Raw genomic sequence first — 20270 nt, 5'->3', positions numbered from 1 at the left:
TTACGATAAATTACAATAGATTTGTATGGCAAAATTTAAAGTCGATTCATGGTAGAATTACAAATAAATACCACCCAAAATGTAAATATTAATTTTACCGCAGCCAGCGTGGGTGAACGTATTTTAGCCTATGGTATCGATTGGATTATAAAAATTGCCTACATCGTGGTAATTTATCAGGTAATGTTTAATCTATTTCGTATAGATGAGGCGGTACGAGATATGGACCAGTGGTCTCAAATATCCATTTATGCCTTGTTTTATATGCCAGTGGTCGTTTACACTTTGGTCTTCGAATCTCTTTTAGACGGGCAAACTCCCGGTAAGCGCATCATGAAAATCAAAGTGGTTAAGATCGATGGGTATCAAGCGTCTTTTGCCGACTTTTTGATACGATGGTTTATGCGTATTGTGGATTTGAATATCATGACCGGTATCGTAGCCCTAATTGCTATTATCACGAGCTCCAAAAATCAAAGGCTGGGGGATTTAGCTGCCGGAACAGCAGTCATTACTTTAAAGCATAATATAAACATCAGTCATACTATTTTAGAGGACTTAAGTAATAATTACGTGCCATCTTATCCCCATGTTATTCGATTATCCGATAAGGATGCACGTATTATCAAGGACACATTCCTAGCCGCGAAAAAAACCAGGGATTATCCAACATTAATAAAATTAAGACAGAAATTGGTAGAAGTTATGGATATCAAGGAAATAAAACAGGATTCAGATGTTGAATTCATAGATATCATTTTAAAGGATTACAACTATTATACACAAAACATGTAACAGATCACCGAATTAATAATATAACAAGACTAATGATGTTTTATGCCATAGATATTTTAGGAACCATAGCCTTCGCCATTTCTGGCGTACTTGCAGCCGTTAATAAGAAGATGGATATGTTTGGCATTTTCATAATTGCTTTTGTTACGGCCGTGGGAGGAGGAACACTTCGGGATTTGCTTATCGGGGCCACACCCGTAAGCTGGATGAAGGATATGACATATACCTACGTCATTATGGCTGCAGCTATTATTGCCATAATGATTAGATCCAGGATTAACTATTTAAGAACCTCCTTGTTTTTGTTCGATACCATTGGAATTGGGTTGTATACCGTGGTTGGTATTGAAAAGGGAGTTCATTTTGGATTGCACCCCATTATATGTATAGCTTTGGGAACCATGACCGCTAGTTTTGGTGGTGTAATAAGGGATATTCTGTGTAATGAAATACCAGTGATATTTAGAAGGGAGATTTATGCCACGGCATGTATTTTAGGAGGACTGACCTATTTCTTGTTGCAGGAATTACCCATTGCAAACCATGTAGTTTTTATAATTTCTGGTGTTGTGGTTATAGTGCTGAGGTTACTTGCCGTCAAATTTAAAATTGCACTGCCTGTTATCTATAAGTAAATGGTTAAGTTTTGTATGGTTTCAGATCTTCCGGCCTATTCCAAAATTTCAACCTTTCTAATAAAAATATTTTTAAGGGGCCAATCGGCTTCATCGGTATCGACCGCAGCGATTCTATCCACCACATCCATGCCGTTAATAACCCTTCCAAAAATAGTGTAGTCACCATCTAAATAATGGGCGCCACCGTGTTGTTGTACGATAAAAAATTCATATGGGGAGGCCAATTTATGAGGATTGTCAATTTCGCTGCTCGGCATGGATATGACTCCTCTTTCATGTGTAAAACCACGTTTCGTGTCTTTTGGTAGTAAATATTTTCCAATTTTTCTACGTTTTCTTGCTGTTTTTCTATCGTCACTATTTCCGGCTTGAACCATAAAATTATCTATAACCCTGTAAAACTGCGTGTTGTTGAAATAGTTCTGTTTGGTTAAAAAGATAAAGTTGGCACGATGGAATTTTGTTTCATTGAACAATAGAATATCAATAACCCCAAAATCCGTAGTCATGCGTACTTTATTCTCTTTGTGGTCCTTTTCATATTGCAGAAAGAACTCCATGGCATTTTCATCATTTAATTGCGGATAGACACGCTCCGGTTTGTTCCTTGCAACAGTGGTATTGGTTTTTTCTTCCTGTTGCAAATCCGTTGTTGGTTGTGATATGCTGTTTTTTTTAGATTGTTTATCTTCACAATTCAGAAGAATGAAAAATAAACCAAGTAAAAGGGCAATACGCATGTAAATGAATTTTGATGAATTTATAAAATCGATTTCAAAAATAAAAAATATTGAGCTACCAGCCGAAACCTCACACTTTAAAATGGTCCCCCCTTTGCGTCAGCAACTTTTGAAAACGCAAAGAAAAGGAATTGAAAATGCGAAACGTGCGGGTGTTCTTGCTTTATTTTTTCCTGATATCAGAAGACAAACCAATTTTGTATTGATATTGCGAAAAACCTATAACGGTGTACATTCAGCACAGATAGGTTTTCCGGGAGGTAAGATGGAAAAGCAAGACCAAAACCTTAAAGATGCAGCGTTAAGGGAAACGTTCGAGGAAATAGGTGTGCCTGTACCTGCCATTGAAATTATTCGCGAATTATCCAGCGTCTATATACCTCCAAGTAATTTTTATGTGTCTCCGTTTTTGGGTATTACCCATCAAACTCCGGTATTTACCAAACAAGAGGATGAGGTTGAAACGGTTATTGAAGTTCCTTTACATCATTTTATGGAGGATACGGTTTTAATTACAAAAAAAGTGGAAACATCATATAGTATGGATGTAGAGGTTCCTGCATTTTATTTGAACAATTATGTGGTTTGGGGTGCCACAGCTATGATGTTAAGTGAAATTAAAGACCTCATAAGGCAGGTGGTTTAAGCCTTGTGTTTCATAAATAAGAAATTAATTTTTCTACGAATAAGGATAAAACTTAATGTTACCTTAGCATTCCCTTAGTGCAATCAAATCGTTTTTCCATTTTGTTTCGTGAATTTTCAAATGGAAAAATTTCATGTACTTTTGTAGCAGCTAACTAAATTTTCACTCAGGGTTTTATGGGGTTATTCAAGAAAAATCCATTCGGACATATTCTCTTTATAAAAAAATGGATCATTCGTATTTTGGGCGTGATGACCCACAGGCGTTTTAGAGGGTTTAACGAACTGCAAATTGATGGTTCAGAGGTCATAAAAACCTTACCGGATAATAACGTGCTGTTTATATCGAATCATCAGACTTACTTTGCGGATGTGGTGGCCATGTTCCATGTGTTTAATGCCAGTTTGAGTGGTCGTGTGGATTCCATAAAAAACGTGGGATACCTTTGGAACCCTAAATTAAATATTTATTACGTGGCAGCCAAGGAAACCATGAGGGCTGGATTGTTACCAAAAATTCTGGCTTATGTCGGATCCATAAGTATTGAGCGTACCTGGAGAGCGGATGGTCAGGAGGTCAACCGACAGGTAAAGATGAGCGATATCTCTAATATCGGAAAGGCTTTGGATGATGGTTGGGTGATTACCTTCCCCCAAGGAACAACTACACCTTTTAAGCCCATTCGAAAGGGCACCGCTCATATTATAAAACGCTATAAGCCTATAGTAGTGCCTATAGTTATTGACGGTTTTAGGCGCTCTTTCGATAAAAAAGGCCTGCGGATTAAAAAGAAGAATATTCTGCAATCCATGGAGATTAAAGCGCCTTTGGAAATTGATTACGACAATGAAACCACCGAAGACATCGTAAAAAAAATAGAATTTGCCATAGAACAGCACCCATCATTTCTTAAGGTCATTCCCCAAAGCGAACTGGAAGAGCAAGAAGCGCTCAATAAATTGCGGGAATGGTAAGCCTCGAAACCATGAGGACTTACATCTGCCTGTTGGAAATACGGCCTGGAGCAGTTCTGGTAAATCTAAGGAGGGCTCAGTGTATAACATTATAGATTTAAAATAACACCTTTCAGGTTTTACTTCCCAAAGTTAAAGAGCAATAGGATTCAAGGTCATGGAAATGAATAAACTCATCCATAAGCATTACATCATCTATAAACCCTATGGGTATTTAAGTCAGTTTCAAACCAACTCTGCACAACAAAACAAAAAAAAGTTGCTAGGGGATTTAGAGGACTTTCCTTCTGGTATTATGGCTGTTGGACGTTTGGATGAAAAATCGGAAGGATTACTGTTGTTGACTACCGATGGAAAAATGAGCGATTACGTAAACAGTAAAAAGGTAGAGAAAGAATACTACGCTCTGGTCGATGGTCGAATTTCTAATGAAGCTGTTCAGCAATTGAGGGATGGTGTAGACATAGGAATCCATGGCAAAAAATATACCACTAAACCTTGTAAAGTAATACCCTTGGAGAAAACCCCAAATTTACCCGAACGTTCCAGGAAAATAAGGGATGCACGTCATGGGCCGACAACGTGGCTATCCATAATCTTGAGGGAAGGTAAATTTAGGCAAGTGCGAAAAATGACATCGGCAGTAGGATGCCCCACCTTGCGATTGGTCCGGGTTAGGGTAGGACGTATTGGTTTGGATGGTATGCACGTGGGGGAGGTTATGGAGGTCGATAAATTTATGATTTAGCTGGGCGCTAAGAACCTGATAGCATGTAAAGCGTTGCGTTTATTTTCACCATAGGTCGTTCAGGTCCATGACTCTATAAAATTTTCCAAAGCCACCCCATATTTAGACCTCTAATTTCTTTAATTCCCTGTAATTCTTATTCAACCGTTTTAGCAACAAGCCGTAGATAAGATAATAAAACACCAATAAAAATAAAATGGTAATAGCCAAGGCAATGACGATGGCGATTACCGTTCCGGCATAGATTTTAAAGGTGTCGTCCTGTGATGTCGCTATAGCCATTTTTTCAGTAAACTCCGGACTATGTCTTAGGGCATAAAAGGTACCTATTACGGTGCCGATTACTAATGCCACCAGATTGAAAATAACATAATATTTAACCGTTCTTCTGGTTTTTAAAATGTTTTCCATGAGACTTTTGGCGTTATCGGTAGCCGAAATGTTTCTGTAGTTTTTATAGAACAAATAGAAGAAATAGATTAAAATAATATAGGAGACTACACTTAATGGAATTAAGATGTGATCCATTTCGAGAGCCTCAACCTTACGCGAAACCGAAGTTCCCTTTAATAAAAAAGAAATTACAAACCAGAATACAAACTCAAGGAGACTAATTATAAAAATCCATTTTACAATGGAGGACGATTTCTTTAAAATCATTTTGTAGATCTCACCGTAGGACAACTTTCTAAAACGCTGATCTTGTTTATTCCAATCCTTTTTTAATACCTCTAATTCATCCATAGGTTTAAGAGTTTAGCAGGGTTTTTAGTTTTGTTTTTACCCGGTTCATTTTCACGCGGGCATTGACTTGACTTATACCTAATGTTTCACTTATTTCTTTATAATCCCGGTCTTCCAAATACAGAAATACAAGGGCTTTTTCAATATCATTCAATTGATGAATGGCTGTATAGAGCTGTTTCAGTTGTTGTTCTTCAGTGTCATCATAATGTTCTGCTTTAATTTTGAATTCAACCCCATCAAAATCTTGAGTTGAAATCTGGCGTTTCGATTTTCTGTACAGGGTAATGGCCGTATTTAAACCCACGCGATACATCCACGTGCTAAATTTGGAATCGCCCCTGAACTTGGGATACGCTTTCCATAGTTGAATGGTGATCTCTTGAAATAAATCATTATGCGCATCGTAATGGTTTGTGTACAACCGACATACTTTATGTATGATGTTTTGATGCCTTTCCAGCAATTCCACAAAACTATGTTCGAGATCTTTCTTCAAATTGGTGGGTTAGTTATTGTGTAAGTAGCATAGCGTTTAAAAATGTTACAAAAATAATCATTTGTTATAGACTAGAGTAGAGGGAGCATTAAGGGATAAAAATAAAAAGACTTTCATAATACAATGGACTCTTGTGGCATGTAAATTTAACAATTTAGGATTACCCTTATATTAAAAAATGGACCTAACTGTTCGGCTCATGACAGGCCGATATTTTAATGTTTTAATCGGTATTTTACCATTTTAAGTTAAAAGTTAAATGGCTGTCAGTGTTCGTTTTATTAATTAAAGTATAAGTTTATATTAGTTATTCTATAATTCTAATAATCAAATATAAAAGGCTCAATTATAGATTTTGTTTATGATGGCTTTTCATGGTAATACCCTTACAGATTTACCTTAAAGCATCCATTAATATGCGGCTCGTCTCAGTGATGCGTAAAACACCAAAAACCATATTCAAAAATCCATCATCCGCATGACATATAAGACCCAGAAATTCTTAGAAAACCCAAAACAAAATGCAACGAAGCAACTTGTTCACCAGATAAAATGAGCTGCATTTTTATCTAAAAATAATGGTGAGTACGGCATGATATGATGTCTTAAATCTCCCTAATCATCTTTAAAAAAATAGATATAAAGGACCCATGGATATCATAAATTGAACAAAATATCTTAGCCCTTTGGTCAAATATTTGGTTTATCATACCCCATTTTTGGTACTGAAAGGGGTTACATAGAACGTCATCTGCTGGGTCTGTTTTTTGTCTAAGCATTCATTTCATCATCAAATAATCACAATTCAGTTAGTTTAACTTTTAACCATTGGTTTTCTGGTTCAATTTTGTTTCAAATGAAATCCTTATGCCAAAATTAAATCTTTTGACCTCCATTATTTTCTTTTTTAGTATGGCAACACTCCAAGTGATCCAGTCTCAAACTATCATTAATGGGAAGGTCACTTCAGTTACAGGTATGCCTATTCCGGGGGCCAATATTTATCTGCAAGGCACCTACGACGGGGCAACAAGTTTGGATGATGGTACCTTTTCGTTTCTAACCCATGAAACTGGAACCCAAACTTTAATAATCTCCTATTTATCCTTCCAAACATGTCGCATGATGGATGAGGTATTAAGTATGAGGGATCTATCCATTAGTCTTCGTGAAAATGTAAATGCTTTGGATGCGGTAGTCTTGTCGGCAGGAACCTTTCATGCAGGGGATCATAGTAAGATAAATGTGTTAAAGCCTCTCGATGTGGTGACAACGGCGAGTGCATTGGGTGATTTTATAGGCGCATTGCAAACCTTACCGGGAACCACTACGGTTGCCGAAGACGGTCGTTTGTTTGTGCGTGGTGGTCAGGCAAGAGAAACTCAGATATTCATTGATGGTATTCGTGTATTTACACCGTATACACCAACAACAAATAATACACCAACCCGCGGTCGGTATTCCCCTTTTTTATTTGATGGCATTACCTTTTCTACGGGAGGCTATTCAGCGGAGTACGGTCAGGCCTTATCCGGGGTACTTTTATTGAATACCATAAATGAACCCGATCAGGAAAAGACCGATGTGGGTCTAATGAGCTTGGGTGTTAAACTAGGGAATACACAAAAATGGAGGACAGGGTCTTTGAGCGTGAATATGTCCTATATCAATTTAGCGCCCTATAATGCCATTTTACCCAATAGAAATCAGTTTATTAAACCGTACGAGTCGGTTTCAGGAGAATCGGTGTTCAGACGGAAAACAAGAAAGGGTCTTTTTAAACTCTATGGAGCATATGATAGTACGAATTTTGAATTGATACAGGAGGATATCAATAAACCGGAGGGACTATTCTTTAAGTTAGACAATCAAAATGCCTACTTTAATGGTTCATATGGCGGCGTTTTAGGCGAAGCTTGGTCTATGCATGCAGGTTTAAGTTATACACGCGCCAAAAACAAAAGGCGCATCGATGATAGAGCTATTGCAGCAGTTGAAAAGGCGATACACGCCAAAATCAAGTTTAAAAATCATATTAGTAACTATTGGAGGCTTTATTTTGGAGCGGAATATTTAACTACCGATTTTAATGAGCCATATGGTGACGCACCAAATGAAGCCTTGGAATACGGTTTTAGGAATGACATTGCTGCCGCTTTTGTCGAGACCGATATCTTTGTATCAAAAGACCTGGCATTTAAAGCAGGTCTCAGGTCAGAATGCAGTGCATTGTTAAATGATTTCAGTCTTGTACCACGGGTATCTTTGGCCTTGAAGACCTCCTCAAAAAGTCAATTATCCCTGGCCTATGGTAGTTTTTTTCAAACCCCGTCAAATCATCTTCTTAAGTTTAATACGAATTTTAAACCACAAAACGCTAAGCATTATATTCTGAATTATCAACATAACTCGAACGGAAGACTATTTAGGGCAGAGGCCTATTTTAAATCCTATGATAACCTGGCGAAATACGATTCTGATATACCCCGTGCCAACAGCTATTTTACCAGTGACGGTAAGGCTTATGCTCGAGGTATTGATTTCTTTTGGCGGGACAGTGAAAGTTTGAGACACGTAGACTACTGGATGAGTTATTCTTTGTTGGATACCAGGAGAAATGATGATAATTACCCCAAATCGGTACAGCCGAGCTATGTCAATACCCATAACCTGTCGCTGGTAGGAAAATATTGGATAAATAAATGGAGAAGTCAGGTTGGATTGAGTTATTCTTTTGCTTCAGGACGACCCTATACCAATCCTAACCGGACAGGATTTTTAAATGCGAAAACCAGGGCGTATAATAACTTGAGTCTGAATTGGGCTTATCTAATCAGTCAGCAAAAAATAGTTTACGCCTCGGTCAATAACGTATTGGGTTTTAAAAACATTAATGGCTATCAATATGCAACTTCTCCAGATGTGACCGGGCATTTTAATCGTCGTGCCTTGCAGCCAGCGGCAGACCAATTCTTTTTTGTAGGATTCTTTTGGACCATAAGTGATGATAAGAACAGGAATCAATTGGATAACTTATAGTATTACATAGCCAGCCATTCCCATTGATAAGTGCTGTGGACCGGTACGCTTTATAGTAATTCTATCTGAAATTTTGTCGCAAATAAGCCACTTTGAAATGTCAAAATTTCAGAAATCTGTTAATGAAATCTTAATAAGCATGTCAAATTTTACAGGCTTTGGCATTGGTATTTTATTTGTATAATATGAAGTGAAAATTAATTGTTTAACTCTTAAAAATTTTTATATTATGAGCAATCTAGTGACATTACCAAAAAATGGAAATTTAGCACATAGAACTAAAAATAGGTTGCCAAATTTCCCCGGATTATCAACATGGTTTGACGATTTTGCATTGGGTGAGTTTCCATCTCTCTTTTCTTCAAGTTTTAATACCGGCATATCCATGCCAAAAGTGAATATCAAAGAGGTTTCAGATGAATTTATTGTGGAAATGGCTGTTCCAGGTATGAAAAAATCAGATTTCGATATAAACTTAGATAATAACCTTTTGTCAATTTCCGCAGAGCTCAAACAGGAAAACGATAATAAAGATGAAGGCTATACCCGAAGAGAATTTGGATACTCTTCATTTAAAAGAGCCTTTACATTACCGGATACCGTTAATGACGGTAAGATAAATGCCAGTTATAATGAAGGTATTTTAACGGTGCATCTTCCTAAAAAAGAGGAAGCCAAACAAAAGCCTTCCCGAACCATAAAGATTTCCTAAAATCATTGAACCTGTTTATTATAAAGCCTGTTGTTTAACAGGCTTTTTTTATGTTTTCAAAGTTCGGTGATCTCTGTTCTTAAATGATATATATCATAGTAATTCCGCTGGGATTTCAATATTTTTAATAGATAAAATGTAAATGTCATGAGAGCTAAAAAGAACCCCGAGCTGGAAATAGGCCGAAATAGCAGCCTGTATTTTGCCGTAGGGTTGAATCTTATGCTCTTTATCTCTTGGAGAGCTTTGGAGCATAAAACCTATGAGCAATCCAATATTGATATTGGCGTTGTTAATGTTACGGAGGACATGGAAGAAGACATTCCGGTCATAAATATTAATACCCCACCCCCTCCGCCTCCGCCAGTCGCCATTCAGGAATCCATTCAAATAGTTGAAGATATCCAGGAAATTGAAGAGACCGTTATTGAAAGTACCGAAACCAATCAGGAAGAAGCCATCGTTGAGCATATTATGGAAGTTAGTGAGGTGGAAGTCGAAGAAGTCGAAGAAGAAGTTGAGGTGGCCTTTGCGGTTATAGAACAGGTTCCCATTTTTCCCGGCTGTGAAGGACTCAGTAAATTCGAATCTAAAGAATGTTTCCAATTAAAAATTCAGGAACATGTTAAAGAGAATTTTAAGTACCCTGAAACCGCCGTGGATTTGGGTATACAAGGACGTGTGTCTGTCCTTTTTGCAATAGATTCCCAGGGTTTTGTAACAGGTATTCGTTCACGAGGACCCGATCGGATTTTGGAAAAAGAGGCCGAACGCATCATTGGATTATTACCCCGAATGACTCCGGGAATGCAACGTAATAAGCCGGTAAAAGTGAGTTATGCCGTCCCCATTTTCTTTAAACTTCGAGACGGTTAGAAAAGGCATGGAATATCACCTTTCCAGACCTGATGCGTGAAGCTGCTATGGTTTAAAGCCTATAATAGATCTTACCCGGTCCATAAATTTCATGCCTCGGCCTAGGGGGCGTGGATCCGTTCGTTTTCACAAATGGATCTCAGTTTATACAGTTCAGTGTCAAAAAACAACAGTTGGGGCGGTCTCATTTTTAAAATGATGCCTAACTGAGGATATTTGTTTCGTCATTACTGCTGAAGTCAATTCAGTTCTAAATTTTTAAAAATGAAACAAATCATCTTTATCCTATCCTTATCGGTATGCGGATTAATGCAATCGCAAAGTCCTTATGAAAAAGGCATGGAAACCGCCTTTGAGCTATGGAAAAACAGTCCCATCGAGGCGTCCAATCTGTTTGAGCGCATAGCACAGGCAGAACCCGACAATTGGTTACCCCCTTATTATGCAGCCCAAATCCTTATTATTAATAGTTTTGGATTAAATAATGTGGAGCAGCTTACGGCACAACTTAACAAAGCACAGGATTTAATTAACGAAGCTCAAATCATTTCTAATAACAATCCGGAGATAATGGTGCTACAGGCCTTATTGCATACGGCTTGGTTAGCCTATGATGGAGCAACCTACGGCAGAACCCTTTCCCCTAAAATTATGGAGATTTATAATACCGCAGAACAACTTGCACCAGAAAATCCAAGAGTTACCTATTGTAAGGCGGAATGGAATATGAGAAGTGCCCAATATTTTGGTCAGGATACCGCACCCTATTGTAAAGATTTCGAAAAAGCCTTGGAACTTTTTGCTAACTTTAAACCAGAAACATCGTTTCACCCCAATTGGGGCAAGGAACGAACAACCCTGTTATTGGAATCTTGCAGGAATTAAATTAAATAAAGAATAATCATGTCTCAATCGATTAAAAATATCGTTATCGTATTCCTTATGGGCTGTGCCATTTTTGCGGTCGGACATATCCTGTCCGGGGGCTTTAATTTCGAAACGCCTAATGATTTTTTAATCGATTTCGCCTTTTATCAATTGTATACTTTTGTGTTGGGATATTCCAATATGTATTTTTTCCATTACATGAACAGCCTCCAATGGAAGCCCAATAACTGGATAAAACGTAGCGTTTTAGGCGTACTGGGTTCCACCGTGTTAACCGTAATGGGTTTGTTTGTATTGCGGGCACTGACGGCCATAATTTTTAATGGCAAAAGTTTTGATGCCTTTCTGGATAATGAAAAATGGGAAAATTATTCCTTTGGGCTATGGATTACCCTTGTCGTAGTGGCGATTTTTCATCTTATTTATTTTTATAACAAGTACCAGCAAAACAGGATAAAGGAGCAAAAGGTCATTGCAGGTACGGCAAGCGCTAAATTTGATGCATTAAAAAATCAATTAGACCCCCATTTTTTATTCAATAGCTTAAATGTATTAACCAGTTTAATAGAGGAAAACCCCGAACAGGCTCAAAATTTCACGACATCACTATCCAAAGTGTACCGCTATGTGTTGGAGCAAAAGGATAAGGAACTGGTTACCCTGGATGAGGAATTACAATTTGCAAGAACCTACATGTCATTGCTTAAAATGCGATTTGAGGATAGTATTAAATTTAGTGCACCGGAGCAGGCTTCAGATCCGGAAAGTAAGGTAGTACCCTTGTCGTTGCAATTGTTGTTGGAAAATGCAGTTAAACATAATAGGGTCACTTCAACAAAACCCTTACACATAAAAATTTATGAACATCAAGGGGAATTGATCGTTGAAAATAACGTACAGCCCAAACAAATCCTAAAAAAAAGCAGTGGTGTGGGACTGGATAATATTAAACAACGGTATAACCTGTTAACGAATAGAAAAATAACCATTAATAAAGACACCAATAGGTTTGTTGTAGCAGTACCTATATTAACAAAACAAATAGCAATTATGAGACCTTCATCAGAATCAAAATTAGACGACACTTACGTGCGTGCCCGTAACTATGTTGAGGAACTTAAACATTTGTATTACAGTATAATTTCCTTCTGTTTCGTCATACCGTTTTTAATATTCATTAACTATCAAACTTCCTGGGATTTCAAATGGTTTTGGTTCCCCATATTTGGTTGGGGTATTGGGATTGGAATTCAATCTTTCCGCTTATTTATTAACAATGGTCCCTACGGCAGAGATTGGGAAAAACGAAAAATAGAACAGTACATGCAGGAAGAAGAAAAACGTTGGAATTAAAACAATATGCGATGAGAGAACACGAACCAAACAGGTTGAAAAACCAGGGATTTTATAAAGAGGATGCCTATCTTCGCGCAGAAAAACGCGTGAAGTCCTTAAAAGGATTTTATTGGCACGCGTTCTGGTATGTCGTGGTGAACTTCTTTTTAATTGTATTTATAGGAAGTCAAAACACGGAGTTCTGGAGTTTCGGAACCTTTTCCACTGCCATTTTTTGGGGTATTGGTTTGGGATTTCATGCCTTGGGAGTTTTTGGTAAGCACATCATCTTTAGTAAATCATGGGAAGAACGAAAAATAAAGAGGTATATGGATCAAGAAAATAAGCGTTGGGAGTAGCCCTGTTGGGCGTCACTCATGTTTTACATCCCATGAAGTGTAAGGCAAACCAAAGGTAAAAATGGTATGGAATACCTACGAAAAGGCCATTTTATCAGGTATGCTCATTTTTGAAACAAAAACCAGTAATTTTTAAAACGAATGGATGTCATTATCATAGAAGACGAAAAACCATCAGCACGACGATTACAACGCATGTTAAAAAAGTTAAATGTGCAGGCCGAAACCTTGTTACATTCGGTGGAAGAGGCCATAAACTGGTTTCAAAACCACAATCACCCTGATTTAATTTTTTTGGATATACAATTAAGTGATGGCCTGTCGTTTGAAATTTTCGAACAGATCGATATTAAATCTGCCATTATATTTACCACCGCTTTTGATGAATATGCCCTTAAGGCATTTAAACTGAATAGTATTGACTATTTGTTAAAACCCATTGATGAAGGCGAACTGACCGTGGCTATTGATAAATACAAACACAGGATACTTCCCCAGCAAGCCGTAACTTTAGATTTCAACGATATTAAAAATCTTTTGGTAAATCCGTTGGATCGCGGTTATAAAAAGCGGTTTTCCGTAAAATTCGGACAACATTTAAAGCTCATCAATATCGACGATATTGAATGTTTTTACAGTGAACATAAAGGCACATACCTCCATACCACCGACGGGCGAAATTATTTGTTGGACCTCACCTTAGAGCAGTTGGAACACGAATTGGAACCCCAATTATTTTTTCGGGTAAGCCGAAAGTTTTTTGTTAATATCAATGCGATCAAGGATATGGTTAGTTATACCAATTCACGTCTACAGATCAAATTAAATACCTTTAAAGATCAACCTGTTATCGTAGCACGTGAAAAGGTGAAAGATTTTAAAGCCTGGTTGGAATAGTGTTAAAGGGACAGCTTCGGGTCTTCATCTTAGTACAGAGCTGTTGAATCTCAAAGATGTATCGGGTGGTTTACAAACTTTAGTTTTAGTTAAAAGATATAATGGGAATTGCCTCATGAATCCGGATTCCAAAAAAAACAGCTTGAAAGAGCCCCCTGTTACTCCTGAATTCAAAGCTTTATATTATATGATTTTCAACACATTACAACTTTTGAGTTGGATCACCCGAGTATTCTGTTCAGGGCCTAAAATTTTTTTAGTGACATTATGACATTTTTACAATAATGGCAGTACTTTTGCCAAACAATTGTAGAATTTGCATAAATTAATTTTGGCATGAGTAAAAAGGATGAAAAAAAAATAGACTCAGAACAGGTTGAAGAGACACAAACTGAAACTGTAGAGATTGAAGAACCTGTTGCAGAACAGGAGTCCGCTGAAGAAAAGCTTAAAGAACAGCTCCAACAGGAAAAGGATAAGTTTTTACGTTTGTTCGCAGAATTTGAAAATTATAAAAAACGTACCGCAAAGGAACGTATAGAATTATTTAAAACGGCAGGTCAGGATGTAATGGTAGCCCTATTGCCCATTTTAGATGATTTTGACAGGGCGTATTTAGAAATCTCGAAATCAAAAGAAAAGGAGCTTCTTAAAGGGGTAGAATTAATAAGTAATAAACTTAAAGCAGTCCTGGAACAAAAGGGTCTTTCACAAATTAAAGTAGAACCGGGAGATGAGTTCAATGCCGATAACCATGAAGCCATTACCCAAATTCCGGCGCCCAGTGACGATTTAAAAGGAAAAATTATAGATGTTGTCGAGAAAGGGTATGCCTTAGGAGATAAAGTCATTCGTTTTCCAAAAGTGGTAATAGGACAATAAACCAAAAATATGGCTAAGAGAGATTATTATGACGTTTTAGGAGTAAGTAAAGGTGCCAGTGATGCTGAAATAAAGAAGGCATACAGGAAGAAGGCCATACAGTTTCATCCCGATAAAAATCCGGATGATAAGGATGCCGAAACAAAATTTAAGGAGGCGGCTGAAGCTTACGAGGTGCTGAGCAATCCCGATAAAAAGGCCCGCTACGATCAATTTGGTCATCAGGCCTTTGAAAACGGTGGTGGTTTTGGTGGCGGTGGCATGAATATGGAAGATATATTCAGTCAGTTTGGCGATATTTTTGGAAGTGCTTTTGGCGGTGGCGGATTCTCTGGTTTTGGCGGCGGCGGCGGACAACGCCGTGTTAAGGGGAGTAACCTACGTATTCGGGTAAAACTAACGCTGGAAGAAATTGCTAATGGCGTTGAGAAAAGAATAAAAGTCAAACGTAAGATACAAGCTCCCGGAACGACGTATAAAACCTGTTCCACGTGTCATGGTACGGGACAGGTAACGCGAATAGCCAATACCATTTTGGGAAGAATGCAAACATCATCGCCATGTAATGTCTGTGGAGGTGCGGGTGAAATTATAGATAAGAAACCTTCAGATGCGGATGCTCAAGGACTTAAAGCTGTTGAAGAAACCGTTTCAATTAAAATCCCGGCAGGGGTGGTGGATGGTATGCAGCTTAAAGTTTCCGGTAAAGGAAACGATGCGCCCGGAAATGGGATTAGCGGAGATTTACTGGTTGCCATTCAGGAGGTAGAGCATGAAAAATTACAGCGTGAAGGCGATAATTTGCACTACGACTTGTATGTGAGTTATCCGGAAGCAGTTTTAGGGGCTTCCAAAGAAATAGACACCGTTACGGGTAAGGTTCGTATAAAAATAGAACCCGGCGTTCAATCGGGTAAGATTTTACGATTGCGTGGAAAAGGTATTCCAAGTATTAACGGTTACGGCAAAGGTGACCTTTTGGTACATGTTAATGTCTGGACGCCAAAAACATTAAATAAACAACAGCGCGAGTTTTTTGAAACCATGCTCAATGACGAACATTTTGAACCAAAACCAGAAAGTTCGGACAAGTCTTTTTTCGAAAAAGTTAAAGATATGTTTTCCTAAGAGAACCCTTTAAAAATGTTATAATCCGCCAGTGTGCGGATTAATTTTTGCCATAAGTTATTTAACACTTTTGCCCATGGTATTGAAAAAAAAACTATATTTGAACTATCACTAATTCATTTTAGTGGTAATTTTTCTTTTTCATAGCAATTTTTTTCCCATCCTTAATTCGTTAAGGATGGGTTTTGTTTTTAGGCGTAAACTTTCATTTTATTTCCATTTCTTGCTAAAGCATTAAACTACCTTTATAACATTTAATATATTTACAAACACGAAGCGTATTTAAACAAATTTATGAGCCACTTACTGGAAGTTCAATCCGTATCTAAAAATTTTGGAACCTATAAAGCTTTAAACCAGGTGTCTATTTCAGTACCACAAGGCAGCATTTTCGGTTTATTGGGTCCCAACGGCGCAGGGAAGACCACACTCATTAGAATCATTAATCAAATTACTGCACCGGATGCAGGTAAAGTGATTTTGGATGGCGTATTATTAAATAGTAGCCATATTAAGGATATTGGTTACCTGCCCGAAGAACGGGGCTTATACAAATCGATGAAAGTGGGTGAACAGGCCTTGTATCTGGCCCAATTAAAAGGATTATCCAAGGCTGAAGCCAAAGCCCGCCTAACCCAGTGGTTTGATCGTCTGGAGATTGGGGATTGGTGGAACAAAAAAATTCAGGAGTTATCGAAGGGCATGGCTCAAAAAATTCAGTTTGTCGTGACGGTATTGCACCAGCCCAAATTGCTCATATTCGATGAGCCGTTTTCCGGATTCGACCCCATAAACGCCAACATTATTAAAAATGAAATATTGCGCTTACGTGATGAAGGGGCCACCGTAATCTTTTCGACCCATAGAATGGAATCCGTTGAAGAACTTTGTGATGATATTGCTTTAATTCACAGGGCGAACAAGATTTTAGAAGGGAAATTATTGGATATTAAACGACACTATAAAAGAAACACTTTTGAAGTTGGTATTACTACCCATGATAAAGTCGGACTTCAACACCTGTTGTCTGAGAAATTTGAGGTCACTACCGCCCAGTTTAAAACCTTAAATGATGAATTAAAATTAAATATTAAAATCCCCAATGGAGAAACATCAAATCAATTATTTCAATATCTGGCGGGGCATGGCCAGGTGTCCCATTTTGTTGAGCTGATCCCTAGCGTTAACGATATTTTTATAAGAACCGTAAAGAATAGCCAGTAAGATGAACCATTTACCACTAATCATAAAGCGCGAATATTTCACCAAGGTGAAAAACAAGGCGTTTATTGTGATGACTATTTTAAGCCCTGTGATTTTTATGGCCTTAATTGCTGTTGTGGCGTATTTATCACAATTAAATAACGATAAAGTTCATGTCATTTCGGTTTTGGACGAATCCGGTGTCATGGATGATGTTTTTGAAAGTTCGGATAAGTCCAAATACCAAATCCTTCAAAACATGTCTTTGGAAGAGGCCAAAGCGATAACGAAGGCCTCGAACAATTATGGATTGTTATATATTCAAAAATGGAGTGCTCTTAATGATGTGGCCAATAAAATCACTTTTTATTCCACAGAATCTCCATCATTTACTGTTATTTCAGAACTGGAAGCCAAAATAAACAAGAAACTAACCAATTTAAACCTTATAGAAAATGGGATTGATGTGGATTTAATTAATGAATCGAAAGTTAATGTGGGGATTGTTCAGGAAAGTTTTGAAGGAGAAAAGACCTCCAAAACAGATAGTATTTTAAAACTGGCTTTTGGTGGTGCTGCGGGCTATTTGTTGTTTATGTTCATCATCATTTATGGCAATATGATTATGCGAAGCGTTATTGAAGAAAAAACGAGTCGGATCATCGAAATTATAATATCCTCGGTAAAGCCGATTCAACTTTTATTGGGTAAAATTATAGGGACCTCATTGGCAGGGATCACTCAGTTTGTCATCTGGATTGTTTTAGGAGGGTTCTTAATCTCAATAGTTTCCCTAATCTTTAATATCGACCTGACCCCAATGCAACAACCACAACAGGACTTGATGCAACAGGCTATGGAGAATCCCGAATTCAACATGCAGTTGCAACACATTATGGCGTCATTTTACCATTTACCCATACTGAATTTAATTATTGCTTTCATTTTATTCTTTGTGGGAGGCTATCTTCTGTACAGTTCCCTTTATGCTGCTATCGGTGCTGCTGTTGATAATGAAACCGATACCCAGCAATTTATATTGCCCATTCTGGTCCCCTTGATTTTAGCCGTTTATGTTGGTATTTTTACGGTCATTGAGGATCCTCACGGAACCGTTTCCGTCGTATTTTCATTTATTCCCTTCACCTCTCCGGTAGTAATGCTCATGCGAATACCATTTGGTGTACCTTTATGGCAACAAGTAATAGCTTTATTGTTGTTAATTGCTACCTTTATGTTCACGGTTTGGTTTGCCGCCAAAATATACCGGGTAGGTATTTTAATGTATGGGAAAAAGGCAAGTTATAGAGAATTGATTAAATGGATAAAGTATTAGTATGCAAGATAATGTTTCAGATAAATTAGAGCAAAAAGTAGAACAAGTTGGGGAGGCTATTTCAGAAAGTTCATTATGGGAAAGCTTGAAGAACTTTCTGGATCTTCATATAGATTTCACGGATAAAATCAGTATCTCGATACTCGATCTGTTCATTATTGTTACCGTAATTTTTGTAACATCCATTATTTTAAGAATTATTCTAAGAATCATCACCCGTAAACTTCCAAAGGAGGACAAAACCAAATTCAATGTGGTGTATGGGTATTTTAGATGGTTAATCTATCTGATAATCCTACTCATTACTCTGGATACCATAGGGGTCGATGTTACGGCTATCTTTGCTGCATCAGCAGCGCTGTTAATCGGTGTTGGTTTGGCCATGCAAACCCTATTTCAAGATATCATTTCTGGGGTTTTTATTCTTATCGACCAAACGGTACACGTTGGTGATATTATTGAATTAGAAGATAAAATTGGCAGAGTGGAAGAAATTAAGTTGCGTACCACTAGAGCCGTAACCATAGACAATAAAGTACTCATTATCCCAAACCATCTCTATTTAACCAACAGCCTCTATAACTGGACACAGAATGGAACCACTACCAGGGAGTCTGTTTCGGTTGGAGTGGCCTATGGGAGTGATGTCCAATTGGTTAAAAAGCTGCTCATTCAGGCTGCCAGTACCCATCCCGAAGTTTTGAGTGAACCGGAACCCACAGTAGTCTTTACGGATTTTGGAGACAGTTCATTGAATTTTAAGATTATTTTTACCATCAATGATAGCTTTAAAGCACAATTTCCAAAGAGTGATATACGTTTTGAGATAGATAAATTGTTTAGAGAGCATAAGGTCACCATTCCTTTTCCTCAAAGAGATATCCATATTATTAGAAATTCAAAATAGAAAGCGGATTATTAAACCTAGAAAAACATATCAAAAACCGGATTATAGGTTTCTAAAGGTGATGATTTTTTGGGGTATTATCCTGACCTTTACTATTGGAAATGCGCAACTTACGGATTTAGCCCGTTTGGAATATTCATTTATGCCAAAAAACAAATCGGACGATCAATACACCAGGTTAAGGGCAATCATCAATTATCCCATCGCGCTCAAAAATGGGGATTATATTGTGATAGGGGGTGAGTATAACCGCATATTATTAAATTTAGAAGATGATTATCCGTTTGATACGTCCGCTTTAAACAAAATTCATGTTATCGACCTAAGCCTGGGGTATACGTTCAAGTGGAATGAGAATTGGCGTTTTGGCGCAAAGTTTAATCCCCGCATAGCGTCTACGCTCACCAAGGCCCTGGTTTCGGAAGATTTTTTTATGAATGGCGGGGTGTTCTTTATTAACGACAGGACGATGGACGACAGTCTGAAACGTCCGTATCGTTTAATTTTAGGGTTAACCTACAACGCCACCACCGGAATTCCGTTCCCTTTGCCATTCGTGAGTTACTTTAGGGAAATTAATGAACACTGGAGTTTTAATTTGGGGGTGCCTAAAACCAATTTAAAATATGCCTTGAATGCGAAAAACAACATCCTGACTTTTGTAGGTTTGGATGGCTATTTGGCCCATTTGCAAGAGCCATTGGTCATAAATGGAGAACCTGTTGAAAATATTTCACTATCCATAATTGTTGGAGGAATGGGCTATGAATATCTTTTTACCAGTCATTTGGTAGGATATTTGTATACAGGTTACACCTTTAGGTTAAATAACGTTTTGCGTAATGAACATCGGGATGAAATTTATAAATTAGATGATTTGAATACCTTTTATTTAAGAACCGGAGTAAAATTTAAAATTTAAAT

Annotated in this window: 21 protein-coding genes; 18 read left to right on the top strand and 3 right to left on the bottom strand. The window is 37.7% G+C overall.

Annotated elements, in window-relative coordinates; genetic code table 11:
• Positions 1 to 48 precede the first annotated feature (48 nt).
• Positions 49 to 795, top strand: coding sequence for an RDD family protein (locus MR054_RS10155; RefSeq protein WP_242157775.1), 747 nt, complete (start codon positions 49 to 51; stop codon positions 793 to 795).
• 35 nt (positions 796 to 830) lie between these two features.
• On the top strand, positions 831 to 1430 hold the full coding sequence (locus MR054_RS10150; protein ID WP_242157998.1) for a trimeric intracellular cation channel family protein: 600 nt from the start codon (positions 831 to 833) through the stop codon (positions 1428 to 1430).
• Between the two features lie 35 nt (positions 1431 to 1465).
• Here the strand turns inward: MR054_RS10150 and MR054_RS10145 are convergent, their stop codons facing one another.
• Positions 1466 to 2173 (bottom strand): peptidylprolyl isomerase, encoded by a 708-nt coding sequence (locus MR054_RS10145; protein ID WP_242157774.1) that lies wholly within the window; start codon positions 2171 to 2173, stop codon positions 1466 to 1468.
• A gap of 4 nt (positions 2174 to 2177) precedes the next feature.
• Between MR054_RS10145 and MR054_RS10140 the strand changes: the two genes are divergently transcribed.
• From MR054_RS10140 to MR054_RS10130, 3 genes are all read left to right on the top strand, one after another.
• The gene (locus tag MR054_RS10140; RefSeq protein WP_242157773.1) at positions 2178 to 2819 is read left to right on the top strand and encodes an NUDIX hydrolase; all 642 of its coding nucleotides are present in this window, start codon (positions 2178 to 2180) and stop codon (positions 2817 to 2819) included.
• A gap of 176 nt (positions 2820 to 2995) precedes the next feature.
• On the top strand, positions 2996 to 3793 hold the full coding sequence (locus MR054_RS10135; RefSeq protein ID WP_242085216.1) for a lysophospholipid acyltransferase family protein: 798 nt from the start codon (positions 2996 to 2998) through the stop codon (positions 3791 to 3793).
• Between the two features lie 157 nt (positions 3794 to 3950).
• Positions 3951 to 4541 carry a pseudouridine synthase gene (locus MR054_RS10130; protein ID WP_242157772.1) on the top strand — a complete coding sequence of 197 codons (591 nt, stop codon included), beginning with the start codon at positions 3951 to 3953 and terminating at the stop codon, positions 4539 to 4541.
• 102 nt (positions 4542 to 4643) lie between these two features.
• Here MR054_RS10130 and MR054_RS10125 read toward each other — a convergent pair whose 3' ends face one another.
• Together MR054_RS10125 and MR054_RS10120 are read right to left on the bottom strand one after the other, a co-directional pair.
• Positions 4644 to 5285 carry a hypothetical protein gene (locus MR054_RS10125; protein ID WP_242157770.1) on the bottom strand — a complete coding sequence of 214 codons (642 nt, stop codon included), beginning with the start codon at positions 5283 to 5285 and terminating at the stop codon, positions 4644 to 4646.
• 4 nt (positions 5286 to 5289) lie between these two features.
• A complete protein-coding gene (locus tag MR054_RS10120) occupies positions 5290 to 5784 on the bottom strand; it encodes an RNA polymerase sigma factor (protein WP_242085213.1) in 495 nt (164 codons plus the stop codon).
• An 867-nt stretch (positions 5785 to 6651) separates the two neighbouring features.
• Between MR054_RS10120 and MR054_RS10115 the strand changes: the two genes are divergently transcribed.
• From MR054_RS10115 to MR054_RS10055, 13 genes are all read left to right on the top strand, one after another.
• Positions 6652 to 8823 carry a TonB-dependent receptor gene (locus MR054_RS10115; RefSeq protein ID WP_242157769.1) on the top strand — a complete coding sequence of 724 codons (2172 nt, stop codon included), beginning with the start codon at positions 6652 to 6654 and terminating at the stop codon, positions 8821 to 8823.
• 229 nt (positions 8824 to 9052) lie between these two features.
• Positions 9053 to 9535, top strand: coding sequence for an Hsp20/alpha crystallin family protein (locus tag MR054_RS10110; protein WP_242085211.1), 483 nt, complete (start codon positions 9053 to 9055; stop codon positions 9533 to 9535).
• Between the two features lie 147 nt (positions 9536 to 9682).
• A complete protein-coding gene (locus MR054_RS10105) occupies positions 9683 to 10411 on the top strand; it encodes an energy transducer TonB (RefSeq protein ID WP_242157768.1) in 729 nt (242 codons plus the stop codon).
• A gap of 264 nt (positions 10412 to 10675) precedes the next feature.
• Entirely contained in the window at positions 10676 to 11296 is a 621-nt protein-coding gene (locus MR054_RS10100) for a tetratricopeptide repeat protein (protein ID WP_242157767.1), read from the top strand.
• 18 nt (positions 11297 to 11314) lie between these two features.
• Positions 11315 to 12652, top strand: a complete 1338-nt coding sequence (locus tag MR054_RS10095; RefSeq protein WP_242157766.1) for a histidine kinase — start codon at positions 11315 to 11317, stop codon at positions 12650 to 12652.
• 11 nt (positions 12653 to 12663) lie between these two features.
• Complete coding sequence (locus MR054_RS10090; RefSeq protein ID WP_242157764.1) at positions 12664 to 12993, top strand: 2TM domain-containing protein; 330 nt, start codon at positions 12664 to 12666, stop codon at positions 12991 to 12993.
• Positions 12994 to 13134: 141 nt separating this feature from the next.
• Positions 13135 to 13890 carry a LytR/AlgR family response regulator transcription factor gene (locus tag MR054_RS10085; protein WP_242085206.1) on the top strand — a complete coding sequence of 252 codons (756 nt, stop codon included), beginning with the start codon at positions 13135 to 13137 and terminating at the stop codon, positions 13888 to 13890.
• A gap of 336 nt (positions 13891 to 14226) precedes the next feature.
• Complete coding sequence (locus MR054_RS10080) at positions 14227 to 14772, top strand: nucleotide exchange factor GrpE (protein ID WP_242085205.1); 546 nt, start codon at positions 14227 to 14229, stop codon at positions 14770 to 14772.
• 9 nt (positions 14773 to 14781) lie between these two features.
• Positions 14782 to 15900 carry a molecular chaperone DnaJ gene (gene dnaJ / locus MR054_RS10075; RefSeq protein WP_242157763.1) on the top strand — a complete coding sequence of 373 codons (1119 nt, stop codon included), beginning with the start codon at positions 14782 to 14784 and terminating at the stop codon, positions 15898 to 15900.
• A 294-nt stretch (positions 15901 to 16194) separates the two neighbouring features.
• Complete coding sequence (locus MR054_RS10070; protein WP_242157762.1) at positions 16195 to 17124, top strand: ABC transporter ATP-binding protein; 930 nt, start codon at positions 16195 to 16197, stop codon at positions 17122 to 17124.
• Position 17125: 1 nt separating this feature from the next.
• Positions 17126 to 18439 (top strand): ABC transporter permease, encoded by a 1314-nt coding sequence (locus tag MR054_RS10065; protein WP_242157761.1) that lies wholly within the window; start codon positions 17126 to 17128, stop codon positions 18437 to 18439.
• Position 18440: 1 nt separating this feature from the next.
• On the top strand, positions 18441 to 19346 hold the full coding sequence (locus MR054_RS10060) for a mechanosensitive ion channel family protein (RefSeq protein ID WP_242085201.1): 906 nt from the start codon (positions 18441 to 18443) through the stop codon (positions 19344 to 19346).
• 61 nt (positions 19347 to 19407) lie between these two features.
• A complete protein-coding gene (locus MR054_RS10055; protein ID WP_242085514.1) occupies positions 19408 to 20268 on the top strand; it encodes a DUF6268 family outer membrane beta-barrel protein in 861 nt (286 codons plus the stop codon).
• Positions 20269 to 20270 lie beyond the last annotated feature (2 nt).

Source organism: Aestuariivivens sediminis (assembly GCF_022662105.1).
GTDB lineage: Bacteria > Bacteroidota > Bacteroidia > Flavobacteriales > Flavobacteriaceae > Aestuariivivens > Aestuariivivens sediminis.
The sequence above is the reverse complement of the archived record's forward strand: the minus strand, read 5'-3'. Positions and strand labels throughout refer to the sequence as shown.